Here is a 15,728-nt window from a genome sequence, read left to right on the forward strand (position 1 = left end):
TTCCTATTTGGTTGAAATGAAAGACTTAAGTTTATCGAATGTCTTTTGACCAATTCCAGACACTTCCATTATCGCTTCAGGAGAGTTAAAAAATCCATTTTCTTCACGATATGCTACTATTGCTGCAGCTTTCGACGGCCCGATGCCCGGAATAGTCATCAATTCCTCAACATCTGCAAGATTAATATTCACCTTGCCGTCATCATTCTGTTGGCCATTAGAATGAGGCTTTGTTAGATTTTTTGAATCATAAAAATCCAGTTCTTCGCCTTCCCTCGGTATATAAATGAATAATTCATCTACCAATTTCATCGCATGGTTCAACATTCGGGAATCTGCATTCGGTAAATACCCTCCGGCTGCATGTATCGCGTCAATCAGGCGATTTCCTTCGACCAAAGAATAGACACCTGGATATTTCACTGCACCTTGAATATCAACCATGATCAATACCGGGGCAATTGTACCCTCGCTATCCACAGGTTTCTCTTCAGGAAGTTCTTCCTCTAAAACACTAATAATTGGGGATTGACCGCTTGCGATAATCGAGTGATTATCAGCCTGTCCTCGGGGAAAGAACAGTATTGCGGTAAGTACAGCGATTGCTGCAATGGGGGTGATGATCCTGCGCCATTTACCTGAAGAAAAAGAAGTAAGCAGTATTGTCACCCTTTCTTCGAGGCATCCATATGGAGTCATATACCACTATAAACGAAAACTTCCTAAAAAGGAAGTTTCATTTACGGACTTGAAAAAATATTCTTTCACTTTCTTCATATGGTGGTTCATCTTCCCAATCTGCAAAAATACGCTCCACCTTAAACCCGGCACTTTGCAACATTTCCACATATTCGTGAACGTGGTATGTTGTCTGAAGATGATTTTCATTGAACCTTCGATAAAGACCATTTTCCTCTTTCAAGAAGAACGCGATATTTGAATAGACGGAATGCTCGGTATCCCCTTCCTCGGTTTCCCAAATGTAGGCAATTCTGTCATTATCAAAAACAAAAGGCCCTTCCATAAAAATGACATCCGTCTTAAAGGTGGAATGCACATCAAACATTAACAAACCACCATTTTTTAATATCGAATGAATACCTTTGAAGGTTTGAATCACACTTTCCCGGTCGGGTAGATAGTTAAGCGAATCTATCGCAATTACCGCACCATCATATTCCGGCTCACCTTCAATCTCCTGCATCGGCTGCTCAAGGAAATCGATGGGCATTGATAGAGCATTTGCTCTTTTCTTGGCAACTTCAAGCATATCCGCCGAGAGGTCGATTCCGGTAACGTCTGCGCCTGCCTTTGCAAGTTTCACGGAAAGTAATCCGGTTCCGCAGCCGACATCGATGATTTTACGATTTTTCACCCCATCTAACGCAAGTGAAAGTAATTCCACATATGAATCGTATGGAATTTCGGTCATCAGCTCATCATAAACGAGTGCGAAATTCGTGTAGGCTTCTTTATTGCTCATCGGCCATTTTTAGTAAAGGGGCATCTCCCCATAACTTTTCCAAATTATAGTAGCCGCGCTCATCTTTATGGAAGACGTGTACGACTACATCACCTAAATCTACAAGGACCCATCTTCCAGTTTCCAAACCTTCAACTCTTTTTACTTCAAAGTTATTTTCAGCAGCCTTATCAGATACTTCCCTCGCGATTGCTTGAACTTGTCGTTCTGAGTTCGCATGGCAGATAATGAATTGATCTGCTATCAGTGATACACCTTCCATATTTAAAACTACAATATCCTGTGCGTTCTTGTCGTCTACTGCTTTATATGCTATTTCCAATAATGTTGTCATATTTCACGTTTCCTTTCGTAGTTGACTGTTCATCTTTGTACGTGCTCATTATAGCATTCGAATGAGTCGGGGAATACAGTTACCCGTTTGCCAACTAAATATCCGACAGAATGAATAATACAAGACTTCATCGCCTCATCTATCGATAGTTCGGCTGTTTTTCGAAGCTCCTCGATTTTAGGGAACTTTCTTCCCGGTTCAATCAGGTCGGCAACATAAATGACTTTTTCAAGGGCAGACATTCCTACCCTACCGGTTGTATGGTAGCGGATGGCATTGAGTACATCCGAATCCGTCACCCCGAATTCATCACGTGCGATTACCTTCCCTGCCGCTGCATGCCAAATTTCATGGTGAAAAGAGAGCAGCCTATTATCTTCACCATTTTCTTCAATTAGTTTACGCATATCTGCCGGTTCCATGCTTTTCGCAACATCATGCAACAAAGCGGCTAATTCAGCCTTTTCGACTGAAACTCCATATCGGGCAGCCAAGACTTTCGCTGTTTCTGCTACTCTAATAACATGTTCAAATCGTTTTAAAGAAACACGTTTCTTAATTTCATTAATAATTTGTTGGGTTTCCATAGAGTCCCTCCAAACGGATAAAATCTTCCACCTTTTCAGGAACAAGAAAGCGAATTGTACCTTTTGCTTCAACCCTCTCCCTAATGAGTGTCGAGGAAAGTTCGATTTCTGGTATGTGAACCATTCTGATCGGATAATCTGATTTCCCGCTCGTACCCGGTCTACCAACCCCAACAAAGTGGACGATTTTTACAAGCTCATCAATTTTATACCACTTAGGGAGCATATCAATCATATCTCCGCCGATAATAAAATAAAAATCACTTTCCGGCTCATGTTCCTTCAACAGTTTGATCGTTTCATAAGTATATGAAACTCCACCTAACTCGACTTCAAATGCGGAAACAGACAAACCATGCGTCCCTTCCACTGCAAGCTCCACCATACGTAGACGCTGCTCAGGAGTTGCATCCGTCGGGTTCGACTTATGTGGCGGGATAGCGGTCGGCATAAGCCGCACTTCGTCAAGGCCGAGAGCATGTTTCACCTCATTGGCAATAATCAGATGTCCAATATGGGGAGGGTTGAATGTGCCGCCCAATAGTCCAATTTTTTTCATATGCTCAGCCTTATGGAAGGACAATCCGTTTTTTCTCTTTCGATTCTTTATAAAGCACAAGGATTTTTCCAATCACTTGCACAACTTCAATATTAGAATCTTGAAGCTTTGAAGCAATCTCATCTTTATCCTCTTCACAATTTTGAAGAATGCTTACTTTTATCAATTCCCTTGCTTCAAGTGCATCCTCAATCTGTTTAATAATTTGATCCGTCAAACCGCCTTTTCCGATTTGAAAAATTGGTTGAAGATGATGCGCTTCACTACGTAAATAACTTTTTTGTTTACCTGATAACATTTAATTTCCTCCAAGTTTTGTTGAAATGGACTGAATCATTTTACGCGTATCCGGGGTGACACCTGTCCATAACTTAAATGATAGGGCCCCCTGATGGACGAACATTCCGACGCCATTTAATATCTTACCGCCCGATTCACGAGATAGGCGTAAAAATTCAGTTTCCAACGGATTATAGATGATATCCGCGACAATTGTCCCTTCGGTGATTCCCGATGGATTTAAAGGAATTCCACTTTGTGCGAAATTCATGCCAACGGATGTCGTTTGTACGATTAAACCAAATTTGCTGATCGCTAATTCGGCATCCTTAAATGATAAAGCAGAACCCGAAGAAAATCCAAGAGATATCTGCAATGCTTTTTCAAAAGTTCGATTCGTAAAAGTGATGGGGCCGATACCGGCTTCTTCGAGGGCAAAGGATATACCACTGGCCGCTCCTCCTGCCCCGATTACAAGTACATCGCCAATAGTTTCCCCTAATTCGTACTCTTCTTGCAATGAACGGACAAAACCTTGTCCATCAGTATTCATACCGTAAAGAGTACCGTCTTCAAGCACTTTTACCGTATTGACAGCATTCATCCGCCTTGCGGTTTCGTCCAATTTGTCTATATAAGGAATGATGGCAGTCTTATGAGGAACTGTTACGTTCCAGCCGTTGCATCCTAATCTTTTTAAACTTGTAACCGCAATTTCCAACTCATCCGCCTTCACATGGATCGGGATATAGGATGCGCTAATCCCGTTATCCCTAAACCATGTTTCGTGCATGTCCGGAGACATCGATTGTGCAATTGGGTCACCGATAACTGCATACCACTTCTTCATGGCTTGTCCCCCCCTTAAATAAGTGATGGACGGAGCACTACGTCAACTCCACGAGGTGCGTGTACTGCAACAACAACCCCCGGATGCTGTACAGTGATCCAGCCAAGACCCGAAATGACAAGATCCATTTTCGGTTTTTTAATGGAAAATTCATGTCTCACAAGTGGCGGCATTTTCTCAAGCGATTCTCCACTTGGTGGTGAAAGCAAACCGCCTAAATGCGTAGCATATAATGAATCTGCATTTTCCAACTTTGTACGATGGATCGGCAGTTCATTCGAAATATGAATTGTAAAGGAAGAACGATCCCCCTTCAGAAAATCGAACCGAGCGAGCCCTCCCATGAATAACGTTTGCTCTGCATTCAATTGGAACACTTTAGGCTTTAACTCTTTTTTCGGAGTGATCGCTTTGAGATCTTTGGCATCTAAATGATGGGCGATTTGATGGTCATTGATAATTCCCGGCGTATCATAAATAGCTTTTCCGTCGTCAAGAGGAATTTCAACGAGATCGAGCGTCGTCCCAGGGAAATGAGATGTTGTTATAACTTCACCCATACCTGTTGCGTTCTTAATGATTCGATTAATGAACGTCGACTTTCCAACATTTGTGCAACCGACAACGTAGACATCTTTTCCTTTTCTATATTTATCGATTGCCTCCATCGCCTCTTCCATTCCATGCCCTTTATGTGCGGATATGAGCAACACATCGATTGGCTTTAGCCCCAATTTTGCGGCTTCCGCTTTCATCCAATTGATAAGCCTGTTTCGGTTAATTGACTTCGGAAGTACGTCGGATTTATTGCCGATGAGCAAAATATCCTTATTGCCAACAAATCGTTGCAAGCCGTTTATCCAACTGCCATTAAAGTCAAAAATATCAACGATTTTAATGATAAGGCCATCTTTGCTTCCAATACCGTTTAATATCTTAAGGAAATCATCCCCGGATAACGAGACCGGCTGTAATTCATTATAATTGCGAAGACGGAAACAGCGTCGACAAATGACTTCTTCCTTCTCCAATGACGATGGAGGCGCAAATCCTTCCTTCTTCGGATCCTCCGTCTGAATTTCTATTCCACAACCTATACATTTAAGTTGTTCCAAGCGTTATTCCTCCCATTCAATCTTTCCAAGACGTTTGAGTCTGGCCATAATTCTTCTTTCAATCATCCTGTTAAACTTTGTAACAAAACCATCTGAGCTTGCTACAGGAACAACAAGAATCGTATGTAGGCCAAATCGTTTGCCACCTAATACATCCGTCATAAGCTGATCTCCCACCATTACGACCTCTTCCTTTTTCAGGCCCATCATGGTAAGTGCCTTTTTGAAGTTTTTTGCCAAAGGTTTACGGGCATCGCATATGAATGGTGTACCAAGCGGATCACAGAATGTCTGCACACGGGCATGATTATTATTCGAAAGAATCGTCACTTGAAGACCCGCGTCTTGCATCATTTTCATCCACTCTGTAATTTCGGGTGTCGCCTCAGGTCGATCCCATTCCACAAGTGTATTATCCAAATCAGTAATGATTCCTTTGATTCCTTTTTCGACAAGTTTATCCGGTGAAATTTGAAAAATGTCTTTTACATACTCATCCGGTAGAAAGTATTTATACAAGTTATCCACTCCGTTATATCTCCAATTCAAAATTGATTATACCACAACAGAAGCCGACGTCATGCATTGTAAGGGCGACAATTCCTTTTCGAACATTCGCTTCATTCTACCGAATTAATACAAGCCGTCATCGCATATGCTGTCATATAGACACAGGAGGTGGACCGATGAGCGGATTTGTTATGACACTCGTCCAACTGTGGGTCGAAATCCCGGCAATGGTCGGCTATATCCGGGGGCAGGCATTCCGTCGCCCGTTATCCAAAGCGGAAGAAGCGGATTGTTTGATGCGATTGGCAGAAGGTGATGAGAGCGCAAGAGATGAGCTTATAGAAAGGAATATGCGCCTCGTCGCTCACGTAGTAAAAAAATTCCACCCAAAACATGAACAACTCGACGATTACATTTCCATCGGTACAATAGGGCTTATGAAAGCTGTAAACAGTTTTACACTTGACCGTAAAACGAAATTAGCGACATATGCAGCCCGTTGTATTGAAAATGAAATACTCATGTATCTACGAACCCAGAAAAAAGTACAAAAAGACGTATCGCTTTTTGATCCAATCGGGACAGATAAAGATGGGCAGTCCCTTCAAATAGCAGATCTTTTGCAAACCGAAGAGGAAGCGCCAATCGAAACCGTCCAACAGAAAGAACTGAAGGAACGGCTTTACCGCCATCTTGGAAAATTGGATGGAAGAGAGCTTGAAATCATCCAAAGAAGATATGGATTATTGGATGATCAACCGATGACCCAAAAGGACATTGCCCAGCAACTCAATATTTCAAGAAGTTATGTCTCCAGAATCGAGAAAAGGGCCATCGTCAAATTGTATCAGCTATTTAAGCATGAGTACAACGAATAAACAAAAGCGCAGGGCGCCTGCCAAGTCCCGACAAGCGGTGGAAGACATGCCGGAAAGGCGCTCTTTGCCTTTTTGGCAAAGGAAGGCAGTCTAAGACCGTCGCTTCCTGCGACAACGACTGCATGACCCGCATCGTGCGGGCCTAACCGACTCGAAGGACTGGCGCCCGGAGTCTGGACGTAACAAAAGCGCAGGGCGCTTGGAATCTGGACGAAATGAAAAGGCGTTTCCTTACACAGGGCCCCCGGCCGCGTGTAAGGAAACGCCAATTTAATGCATTCTGTTTTTACATCTCACATTAGGAATTCAGTCTGCACTTACCTCACGAGCGATTATAACAGCAAGTACTGTGGATAGAAAAAATACGCCAGCCATTAGATAAAACATCTATCATAACCTCCTTATGGACAATAAATACTCTACCTTCATCTTACCATATATCATTTATAATTTCGATAAGACATGCATGACAATTTCGGAAGAATGTTTTGCTGCAAGAGGTAGGAATTCATCAAAACTAATTGAAGATTCCTTTCCAGCAATATCGGATAATGCACGGATTACAACAAAAGGTTTTCCAAATTGGTGGCAAACCTGTGCAACTGCCGCGGCTTCCATTTCAGCAGCAATCATTTCAGGGAACTGACTTTTCACGAGATTAACTCGTTCACTGTCGCTCATGAATACATCTCCTGAAGCAATCAGTCCTATTGAATGTGAGTGTTCCCCAATTTCCTCAATAGCTTCCCTTGCAACTTGGACAAGCCTTGAATCCGATTGATAGGACGGTGGCATTCCCGGTACTTGACCGATTTCATAGCCAAATGCAGTTGCATCCACATCATGATGTCTTACATCATCCGAGATGACAATTGTCCCCACTTCAAGCGATTCGGCAAATCCGCCTGCGGATCCTGTATTTAGTACTACATCAGGATCATATTGCTGAATAAGCAATGTTGTCGCAATCGCCGCATTTACTTTACCAATGCCGCTTTTCACAAGGATGACATCATTTTTGCCAATCTTTCCTTCAATGAATTCACAACCAGCAATAACACTCGTGTTCTGAGATTCGACTTTACTCCTTAAGATTTCAACTTCTTCTTCCATTGCACCTATTATTGCTATTTTCATCTAGTTGCCCTCCGACCCTAATTCAGTTCAATGATTAAAATTCATTGATCAAAGTTCAATATTCAAAGTCCAATGTGTTTAAAATATCCATTTTAACGGGCTTCCAACCTTGTCCATCCACCCATTCAAGATACACACGAAATTTCTCTGATTTGTCCCTGGTGGAAACGATCCCAATAGATTTTTGGGGGCCACCGCCATTTTTAATTTTCCAATAGATCAAAGACTCTACCGGAAACTTTGTAGCATAGGCAATTGCTTCTTTCTTTTCATCCCAATCAACTGACTCATCATTATAAATAGAAACATGTTCACCTGTTTGGACAGTTCCAATCGGCTTCCAAGCTGCGTCAACAATAGTCTCTACAACTATTTCCTCATCATTCGGTACAGTAGTTACAGTATCTTCACTATCACCTTCATCGTCGTTCTGCCCATTCCCGGAAGTACCTGCACCTGCACTATCAGATCCCCCATCATCCGTTACTTCATCATTCGCGTTACTATCATCTTTATCGTCAGTCACACTTCCGTCATCAGTATTGGCATCTTCTTCACTAAAATTTTCATCGATGCTTCCTTGTTCATCTTGATTTGCGACCTGATCTTTTTTGTCGTCATTGCTGCTCATGAATATATTTGCTCCGACAATCACTATCAAGACCACGACAAGTCCAATCATAATATTTAATAATTGGTTGCCACGGTTCTTCCTCTTTTTACGGCCTATTCGAGAGTAATTCGAATTATTTCCATTCATATTGCCGTCCCCCTTAAAAAGTTTGGCTTATTTACGGAAAAAACCGCCCTCATTCGAAGGCGGCCACTTCTGGTCACTTTATTTCAACAATAACGACCGACATTTCTCCCCCTGGAGTTACAATCTTAACTTCATCGCCTTTTTTACGGCCAATCAGGCCTTTTGCGATTGGTGAATCGTTAGAGATTAATCCTTCAATCGGATTAGCTTCTGCAGAGCCGACAATCGTGTATGTCTCTTCATCACCATCAGGTAGTTCTTTAAATGTAACCGTTTTCCCAAGTTGTACTTCATCAGTATTTAATTCGTTTTCTGTGATAATGACACAGTTACGAATCATGGACTCAAGTGTAGATATTTTCCCTTCAACAAATGCTTGGTCTTCCTTCGCAGAATCGTACTCCGAGTTTTCTGACAGATCGCCAAAACTACGCGCAACTTTAATGCGTTCAACGACTTCTTTACGTTTTACAGTTTTTAAGAACTCAAGCTCTTCTTCAAGCTTCTTTTTGCCTGATACTGTCATTGGGTATTTTTTCTCTGATACCATTTTACAACACTCCTCATATTCCTGTTCATAAAAACACTATGCCGCTCCTGCTTGAGGTATGCGACATAGGGCCATTTATATTGAATTCTGACTTTATCATATTACAATTCAGGACCGTATTCAAGAATTGTTTTTATTTTCGTTACCATTAGGTCGATCGCAACTTCATTATGACCGCCTTCCGGGATGATAATATCTGCATAACGTTTCGTTGGTTCAATGAACTGATTGTGCATCGGACGAACAACTGATAAATATTGGTCGATTACAGAATCGATAGTTCTGCCTCTTTCGTTAATATCCCGCATCAAGCGCCTAATAATGCGTAGATCAGCATCTGTATCAACGAAAAGCTTAATATCCATCAGATCACGCAGCCTTTCATCTTCAAGAACAAGAATTCCCTCAAGAATGATAACATCCTTCGGTTCAATCGCGATCTTCTGTTCCGACCTTGTATGCAAAGCGTAATCATACACCGGCTTTTCTATAGCTTCCCGATCTAAAAGTTTACCGATATGATCTATCAACAAATCTGTATCAAACGCAAGTGGATGATCGTAGTTTGTCAAAAGTCTTTCTTCAAACTCCAAATGGGATTGATCCTTATAATAATAATCCTGTTCAATTACAACAACGGAGTGTTCCTTGAACACATCATAAATTCGGTTCGTAACACTAGTCTTCCCAGATCCTGAACCACCGGCTATGCCAATGACAAGAGGTTTGCTCTTATCCATTTACTTTCCTCCCTCAATAGCAGGGAAACCCCTAGTCCCTCTTTTTTACTGCAATCAGAATTCCGTCACCGACTGGAAGCAGTGACGTTTCATACTGTGGATGCCCCATGATCCAAGTAGTGAATTCCTTCAGATTTCGAATCATCGTACGGTTCCGTTTCGGTAATTCCTCATCCGGAATCAGTACAGCTCCATGCATAAACATATTATCACAATATATGACACCGCCCGGCGCAACAAACTTTGAATATTTCTCAAAAAAACGTTTATATTGGCCTTTTGCAGCATCTATGAATAGAGCATCATACTGACGTTCAGAAATTAGTGCTTCATCCAACAATAAAGCGTCGCCTTCAATGATAGTGATTCGATCACTATAACCACTTCGCTCGATATACTCGACTGCGGATTCATACCTTTCCTTGTCCCGTTCTATTGTTAGAATGGAAACGTCTTTTAATGAAGATACCATCCGGATAGCAGAATATCCTATTGCGCTGCCAATTTCAAGTATAAACTTTGGCTGCTGAATACGAAGCAGGCCGACAAACGTGTCAATTCCGCTCCTGTCCATTATCGGAATCCTATTTTCCTCTGCATATTTCTCCATTTCTTGTATTAATGGATTTTCGGCTTCACCCAAATTGGAAATATATGTTGTGTACTCACCCATGATGGTCACTTCCATTCTTTCTGAAAATCAGTCACCAGATCTGTGTTTTGCTATATTTGCCAAATGCTCTTCATATGTTTTCGCGAAATGATTTTCTCCTTCATTATCTGCAAGGAAATAGAAATACTCCGTAACTGCAGGGTCAACCACTGCCTTTATTGAAGACTTTCCAGAGTTCGCGATTGGTCCTGGAGGAAGACCTACGTATTTATATGTGTTATATGGATCGTCGACTTCCAAATCGGCAAATAAAACCCTATCTTTATGCTCGCCTAACGCATATAAAACAGTTGGGTCTGTTTGAAGCATCATGCCTTTTTCCATTCTGTTATTAAAGACACTCGCAATTACTTCCCGGTCAGTAGTTGCCGTTGCTTCTCTTTCAAGTAAACTGGCGAATGTAAGTAACCAATGGACAGACCTACCGTTCGACTCCAAATAAGCGAAGTATGGTGTAACATTGGCGGATGTTGCATCCAACATCGTTGTAACAACCGTTTCAACTGAGGGCTTCTCTTCGTAGAATGGATATGTCGCAGGGTATAAATACCCTTCGAGTGGATATCTAACATTTTCCGCCAATATTTCTTCAGTTAAAATATTGGGGTATTTACCCATAAGATCTGCTATTGTTTGTTCATTATTCACATACTCTAAAAATTTCTTAGCTGGAATTCCGGCCCGTTTTTCGACTACCTTTGCTATTTGATCCAATGTTAAGCCTTCAGGAACAGTCATCGTGAAGACTGGTGTCCTATAAACTTTACCCGTTTTTAGACTTTCAATTAATTCATCTAATGTCATTGCCTTTGTCAATCCGTATGAACCTGCTTGAAACTGTGATTCATTGTTGAATTTTGCATAATACTTGAATATTTTCGCGTTCCTGACGAGACCTTTTTCCTCCAGCATTTCGGAAATTGATGTTAACCCTGATCCGATTGGGACTTCGACATCAATTATCTCTTCGGAGTTAGGGTCAACAGGCTGAAGTGCTTCGTTTATGTATTTATAAACTGCACGGCCACCAAGAAGCCCCCCGATTATGATTATTAATGCGAGAACAAATACGATGCGCCTTACAATTTTCACTTCTTTTTTCTGTTCGAGCATCTTTTCAAACATCGCTTCTTTTTTTGACCCATTTTCCATTCTGCGTAACCCCATTTCGTGCTATCTAACTATTGAACTGAAAACATGTAAAAAAGTTATTAACAGTGAAAAGACGGAATGGCCTGCACCATTCCGTCCGTGCACATATAAATTATTCTTCGTCCTCGTCTTCTTCGGCAAGGAAAGTGTTTAACATTTCTTCGATCATATCCCACTCTTCATCAGTTTCAATCGGCAATAACTCGCCGTCTTCATTATCTTCAGATGGGATGAAAGCTGAAGCATGGATTTCGACTTCATCATCTTCGCCAACTTCGTCTTCGCCTAAAATATGGTAAAGGACATAGGATTTTCCGAAGTCTTCCGATTCAAATGTGAAAATAACTTCACATACATGCTCTACACCGTGCTCGTCTACTACTGTCATTGTTTCTTGTCCATGTTCCATATAAATCACCTCATCTATTTTTTGAATCAAGATACCCTTGAAGTATCATGACTGCCGCCATCTTATCGATGACTGTTTTTCTTTTCTTTCTGCTGACATCTGCTTCGATCAGCATCCGTTCCGCCGCCATTGTCGTTAACCTTTCATCCCATAGCACAACTGGATAACCAAACGTTTCCTTTAAGAGTTCCGCATATTTTTCGGACGCTTCCCCTCTTGGACCGACTGAATTATTCATGTTTTTCGGATAACCAACAACGAAAGAAGTAACTGCATATTCACTAGCAAGCTCCTGAATTCTTGACATACCAAATTGGCCGGCACTTTCATCAATCTTAACCGTTTCGATGCCTTGAGCTGTCCACCCAAGTGCATCGCTGATTGCAATACCGACCGTTTTGGATCCAACATCCAACCCCATTACCCTCACTTGGATTTACCCCCGTTTTCACGGATGTAGAATTTCACAAGCTCCTCAAGAATTTCGTCCCTCTCCAGTTTTCGGATGAGGTTACGGGCTTCATAGTGGCGAGGAATATAAGCCGGGTCGCCAGATAGAAGATAACCGACAATCTGGTTAATAGGATTGTAACCCTTGTCCTCTAGTGCCTTATGCACATGAAGCATGACCAATTTCACTTCTTGCTCCATTGATTCCTCAGGAAAGTTGAATTTCATCGTTTTGTCGTATGAATTCATAGTCGACACCCCGCTTTCCAATCGTCCGTTTGTTAATCGGATATCTGTCCCACTTACTCTATACCCGACGCCTGTTTCCCGTTAAACGGATTTGACATAATCATACACGGATTGGAGGGCTACATCAAGTTTAGAAGCATCTTTTGCACCAGCCATCGCCATATCTGGACGCCCTCCACCTTTACCGCCGCACTCCGAAGCTACATGGTTGACGATTTTTCCGGCGTGGAATTTCCCGTCTTTCAAGTCTTCCGTCACTCCGGATGCAAGTAAAACCTTACCTTCCGTCGCCGCACCAAGTACAATTACACCTTTAACAATCTTTTGTTTCAATTCATCAATCATTTGCCTTAAGGCGTTGTTATCCTTAACATCCACTCTCGCTGATAGTACTGTCACATCGTCAATTTGTTGCGCCGTTGCCATTATATCGGATAGCTGGCTATTCCCCAATTTCGCAGAAAGTGAATCATTTTCACGATGCAACTCTTTTACCTCCGTCAAAGTGGCTTGGACCTTTGCTACAATCTCTTTTGGATTCGTTTTTAAGATTGTCGCAGCGCTATTCAATAGCTCCTCTTCCTCTTTGAATGAAAGGTAGGCTTGTTTGCCAGTAACCGCCTCGATTCGTCTTGTACCTGCACCTATGCCGCCTTCCGATTCAATCTTGAAAAGGCCGATAGTAGAAGTTGTCGGAACGTGGCAACCTCCGCATAGTTCAAGAGAAAAATCTCCTATGGATACTACACGAACAACATCGCCATATTTTTCACCGAATAAAGCCATAGCACCCATTTCTTTTGCTTCATTGATTGGCTTTTGTTCAATTTGAACTGTGATATCTTCCCAAATCTTTTCATTAACGTTTTCTTCAATCCGTTCCAATTCTTCTTTTGTAACTTGACCAAAATGCGAAAAGTCGAAACGTAGACGATCCGGTCCAACATATGAGCCAGCCTGATTGACATGATCACCAAGTACAAGTTTTAATGCTTTGTGAAGGAGATGCGTTGCTGTATGGTTTTTAATCGTCAATTTCCGTGAATCAGCATCCACCTCTGCATAGACATTGCTGTTATTCGAAACCTCACCAGAACGCACAGTTCCGGAATGTAAGTTTTGGCCATTCGGTGCCTTTTGGACATCCTTCACCTCGATGACAAATGCGTCACTTGAAACAATACCTTTGTCGGCGATTTGTCCTCCACTTTCAGCATAGAACGGAGTACGTTCAAGGATGAATTGGACTTCATCCCCTTCGGAAGCATGTGCAACCAATTCTCCATTATGCAATAGCACGGTAATTTGTGACTCGCAAGTTAACTGATCATAGCCGATGAACTCGCTTGTTTCATGAATATTCCCTAACACTTCTGATTGAACATGCATTGAATCGACATCTTGTCGAGCTGCCCTAGCACGTTTCCGCTGATTTTCCATTTCTTCCTCAAAGCCAACACGGTCGACCGTAACACCAGACTCTTCTGCAAACTCTTCAGTCAGCTCAAACGGGAAGCCGTACGTGTCATATAACTTAAATGCATCTTCACCGGATACAACTGAATGGTTAGCTGCTTTCGCTTTTTCCATAACACCATTCAAAATGGATAGACCTTCATTCAATGTTTCATGGAAGCGTTCTTCCTCATTCTTGATCACTTTCATGATGAAAGCTTCTTTTTCCTTAACTTGTGGATAGAAGTCTTTCATTACTTCCCCAACGACCGGAACAAGTTCGTACATGAATGGCTTATTAATGCCCAATTGTTTTGCGAATCGTACTGCGCGGCGTAGAAGTCTACGTAATACATACCCTCTTCCTTCGTTTGAAGGTAATGCTCCGTCGCCAATCGCAAATGCAACAGTTCGGATATGGTCAGCTATTACCTTAAACGCTGTGTCCTTCTCATCATTTCCACCATACTTTTGACCGGATACGTTTTCTACAGACTGTATAATCGGCATAAACAGATCCGTGTCAAAGTTCGTTGGCACTTCCTGGATGACGGAAACAAGTCGTTCAAGTCCCATTCCGGTATCGATGTTTTTCTTCGGAAGCGGTGTGTATGTGTTATCCGGATTATGGTTAAATTCGGAAAAAACTAGGTTCCAGATTTCCAAATACCGTTCATTTTCACCACCTGGGTACAATTCAGGATCTGAAAAATCATCGCCGTATGACGGTCCACGATCATAGAATATTTCGGAGTTCGGGCCGCTTGGTCCCTCGCCGATATCCCAGAAGTTCCCTTCCAGTCGGATAATGCGCTCTTCAGGAATGCCGATTTTGTCTTTCCAGATCGCGTATGCTTCGTCGTCTTCCGGATGGATGGTGACGGATAGTAATTCAGGGTCGAAGCCGATCCATTTTTCATTAGTTAGGAAATCCCATGCACGGATGATGGCTTCTTCTTTGAAGTAGTCACCGATAGAGAAGTTGCCTAACATTTCGAAGAATGTATGGTGGCGTGCTGTTTTGCCGACGTTTTCAATGTCGTTTGTACGGATTGATTTTTGGGCGTTGACGATACGTGGGTTGGTTGGGATGACACGTCCGTCGAAGTATTTTTTTAGGGTTGCGACTCCGCTGTTGATCCAGAGGAGTGATGGGTCGTCGATTGGTACTAGGGGTGCTGATGGTTCTTCGCTGTGTCCGTGTTGTTTGAAGTATTCAAGGAACATTCTTCGGATTTCAGCTGATGTTAGTTTTTTCATGGGGTTTTCCTCCTTATGATTTCAATAATTATTGCCACCGTTGCTTTGCGTTTCAGGCGGACGCTTTCCGTGGGGCGCGGGTGAGCCTCCTCGTCGCTTCGCTCCTGCGGGGTCTCACCATTCGCGCTTAACCCCACAGGAGTCGCCGCCTTCCACTTCAAGCAACTAGACATACTTACCTATCTGTAGAATAGATAGAAAAAAACCAAAAATAAAAAATCCCCGCCCCTGTACAAGGGACGAAGATTTTTCGTGGTACCACCCTAATTTACCGGTAATAAGACTGACCGGTATCTCA

General features: G+C 42.2%; 20 protein-coding genes and 1 other annotated feature (1 of these 21 cut by a window edge). Of the genes, 1 reads left to right on the forward strand and 19 read right to left on the reverse strand.

The window, feature by feature from the left end; translation table 11 throughout:
• Positions 1-3 precede the first annotated feature (3 nt).
• The 9 genes from NSQ43_RS12475 to NSQ43_RS12515 all read right to left on the reverse strand — a co-directional run bounded on the left by NSQ43_RS12475 (position 4) and on the right by NSQ43_RS12515 (position 5,726).
• Positions 4-669, reverse strand: a complete 666-nt coding sequence (locus NSQ43_RS12475) for a helix-hairpin-helix domain-containing protein (protein WP_339250667.1) — start codon at positions 667-669, stop codon at positions 4-6.
• A 67-nt stretch (positions 670-736) separates the two neighbouring features.
• Positions 737-1,483, reverse strand: coding sequence for a class I SAM-dependent methyltransferase (locus NSQ43_RS12480; RefSeq protein WP_339250669.1), 747 nt, complete (start codon positions 1,481-1,483; stop codon positions 737-739).
• Positions 1,473-1,817, reverse strand: a complete 345-nt coding sequence (gene rsfS / locus NSQ43_RS12485) for a ribosome silencing factor (protein WP_339250671.1) — start codon at positions 1,815-1,817, stop codon at positions 1,473-1,475. Before rsfS ends, NSQ43_RS12480 begins: the two co-directional genes overlap by 11 nt.
• Before the next feature lie 29 nt (positions 1,818-1,846).
• A complete protein-coding gene (yqeK, locus tag NSQ43_RS12490; RefSeq protein WP_339250673.1) occupies positions 1,847-2,404 on the reverse strand; it encodes a bis(5'-nucleosyl)-tetraphosphatase (symmetrical) YqeK in 558 nt (185 codons plus the stop codon).
• A complete protein-coding gene (locus NSQ43_RS12495) occupies positions 2,382-2,963 on the reverse strand; it encodes a nicotinate-nucleotide adenylyltransferase (protein ID WP_339250675.1) in 582 nt (193 codons plus the stop codon). The genes yqeK and NSQ43_RS12495 overlap by 23 nt, the downstream gene beginning before the upstream one ends.
• A gap of 10 nt (positions 2,964-2,973) precedes the next feature.
• Positions 2,974-3,261, reverse strand: a complete 288-nt coding sequence (gene yhbY, locus NSQ43_RS12500; RefSeq protein ID WP_339250676.1) for a ribosome assembly RNA-binding protein YhbY — start codon at positions 3,259-3,261, stop codon at positions 2,974-2,976.
• Positions 3,262-4,092 (reverse strand): shikimate dehydrogenase, encoded by an 831-nt coding sequence (gene aroE / locus NSQ43_RS12505; protein ID WP_339250678.1) that lies wholly within the window; start codon positions 4,090-4,092, stop codon positions 3,262-3,264.
• A gap of 14 nt (positions 4,093-4,106) precedes the next feature.
• The gene (gene yqeH / locus NSQ43_RS12510; protein WP_339250680.1) at positions 4,107-5,207 is read right to left on the reverse strand and encodes a ribosome biogenesis GTPase YqeH; all 1,101 of its coding nucleotides are present in this window, start codon (positions 5,205-5,207) and stop codon (positions 4,107-4,109) included.
• 3 nt (positions 5,208-5,210) lie between these two features.
• Positions 5,211-5,726 carry a YqeG family HAD IIIA-type phosphatase gene (locus NSQ43_RS12515; RefSeq protein WP_339254900.1) on the reverse strand — a complete coding sequence of 172 codons (516 nt, stop codon included), beginning with the start codon at positions 5,724-5,726 and terminating at the stop codon, positions 5,211-5,213.
• Between the two features lie 167 nt (positions 5,727-5,893).
• Here NSQ43_RS12515 and sigK point away from each other — a divergent pair, with 167 nt between their 5' ends.
• The gene (gene sigK, locus NSQ43_RS12520) at positions 5,894-6,595 is read left to right on the forward strand and encodes an RNA polymerase sporulation sigma factor SigK (protein WP_339250682.1); all 702 of its coding nucleotides are present in this window, start codon (positions 5,894-5,896) and stop codon (positions 6,593-6,595) included.
• A gap of 444 nt (positions 6,596-7,039) precedes the next feature.
• Here the strand turns inward: sigK and mtnN are convergent, their stop codons facing one another.
• The 10 genes from mtnN to alaS form a co-directional block, all read right to left on the reverse strand.
• Positions 7,040-7,732, reverse strand: coding sequence for a 5'-methylthioadenosine/S-adenosylhomocysteine nucleosidase (gene mtnN / locus NSQ43_RS12525; protein ID WP_339250684.1), 693 nt, complete (start codon positions 7,730-7,732; stop codon positions 7,040-7,042).
• A gap of 55 nt (positions 7,733-7,787) precedes the next feature.
• Positions 7,788-8,492, reverse strand: a complete 705-nt coding sequence (locus NSQ43_RS12530; RefSeq protein ID WP_339250686.1) for a DUF1510 family protein — start codon at positions 8,490-8,492, stop codon at positions 7,788-7,790.
• Positions 8,493-8,565: 73 nt separating this feature from the next.
• Positions 8,566-9,042, reverse strand: a complete 477-nt coding sequence (greA, locus tag NSQ43_RS12535) for a transcription elongation factor GreA (protein ID WP_339250688.1) — start codon at positions 9,040-9,042, stop codon at positions 8,566-8,568.
• Positions 9,043-9,143: 101 nt separating this feature from the next.
• Entirely contained in the window at positions 9,144-9,782 is a 639-nt protein-coding gene (gene udk, locus NSQ43_RS12540; RefSeq protein ID WP_339250690.1) for a uridine kinase, read from the reverse strand.
• A 31-nt stretch (positions 9,783-9,813) separates the two neighbouring features.
• Complete coding sequence (locus NSQ43_RS12545) at positions 9,814-10,455, reverse strand: O-methyltransferase (RefSeq protein WP_339250692.1); 642 nt, start codon at positions 10,453-10,455, stop codon at positions 9,814-9,816.
• Positions 10,456-10,482: 27 nt separating this feature from the next.
• A complete protein-coding gene (gene mltG / locus NSQ43_RS12550; protein WP_339250694.1) occupies positions 10,483-11,607 on the reverse strand; it encodes an endolytic transglycosylase MltG in 1,125 nt (374 codons plus the stop codon).
• Between the two features lie 112 nt (positions 11,608-11,719).
• Positions 11,720-12,016: a DUF1292 domain-containing protein gene (locus NSQ43_RS12555; protein ID WP_339250696.1), complete on the reverse strand. Its 297-nt coding sequence runs from the start codon at positions 12,014-12,016 to the stop codon at positions 11,720-11,722.
• Between the two features lie 10 nt (positions 12,017-12,026).
• The gene (ruvX, locus tag NSQ43_RS12560) at positions 12,027-12,446 is read right to left on the reverse strand and encodes a Holliday junction resolvase RuvX (RefSeq protein WP_339250698.1); all 420 of its coding nucleotides are present in this window, start codon (positions 12,444-12,446) and stop codon (positions 12,027-12,029) included.
• Complete coding sequence (locus NSQ43_RS12565; RefSeq protein WP_283732267.1) at positions 12,443-12,715, reverse strand: IreB family regulatory phosphoprotein; 273 nt, start codon at positions 12,713-12,715, stop codon at positions 12,443-12,445. The genes ruvX and NSQ43_RS12565 overlap by 4 nt, the downstream gene beginning before the upstream one ends.
• A gap of 81 nt (positions 12,716-12,796) precedes the next feature.
• The gene (alaS, locus tag NSQ43_RS12570) at positions 12,797-15,430 is read right to left on the reverse strand and encodes an alanine--tRNA ligase (RefSeq protein ID WP_339250701.1); all 2,634 of its coding nucleotides are present in this window, start codon (positions 15,428-15,430) and stop codon (positions 12,797-12,799) included.
• 232 nt (positions 15,431-15,662) lie between these two features.
• Positions 15,663-15,728: a binding site (T-box leader), on the reverse strand (it continues 140 nt past the right edge of the window).

The sequence above is a fragment of the Sporosarcina sp. FSL W8-0480 genome, assembly GCF_037963765.1.
Classification (GTDB): domain Bacteria; phylum Bacillota; class Bacilli; order Bacillales_A; family Planococcaceae; genus Sporosarcina.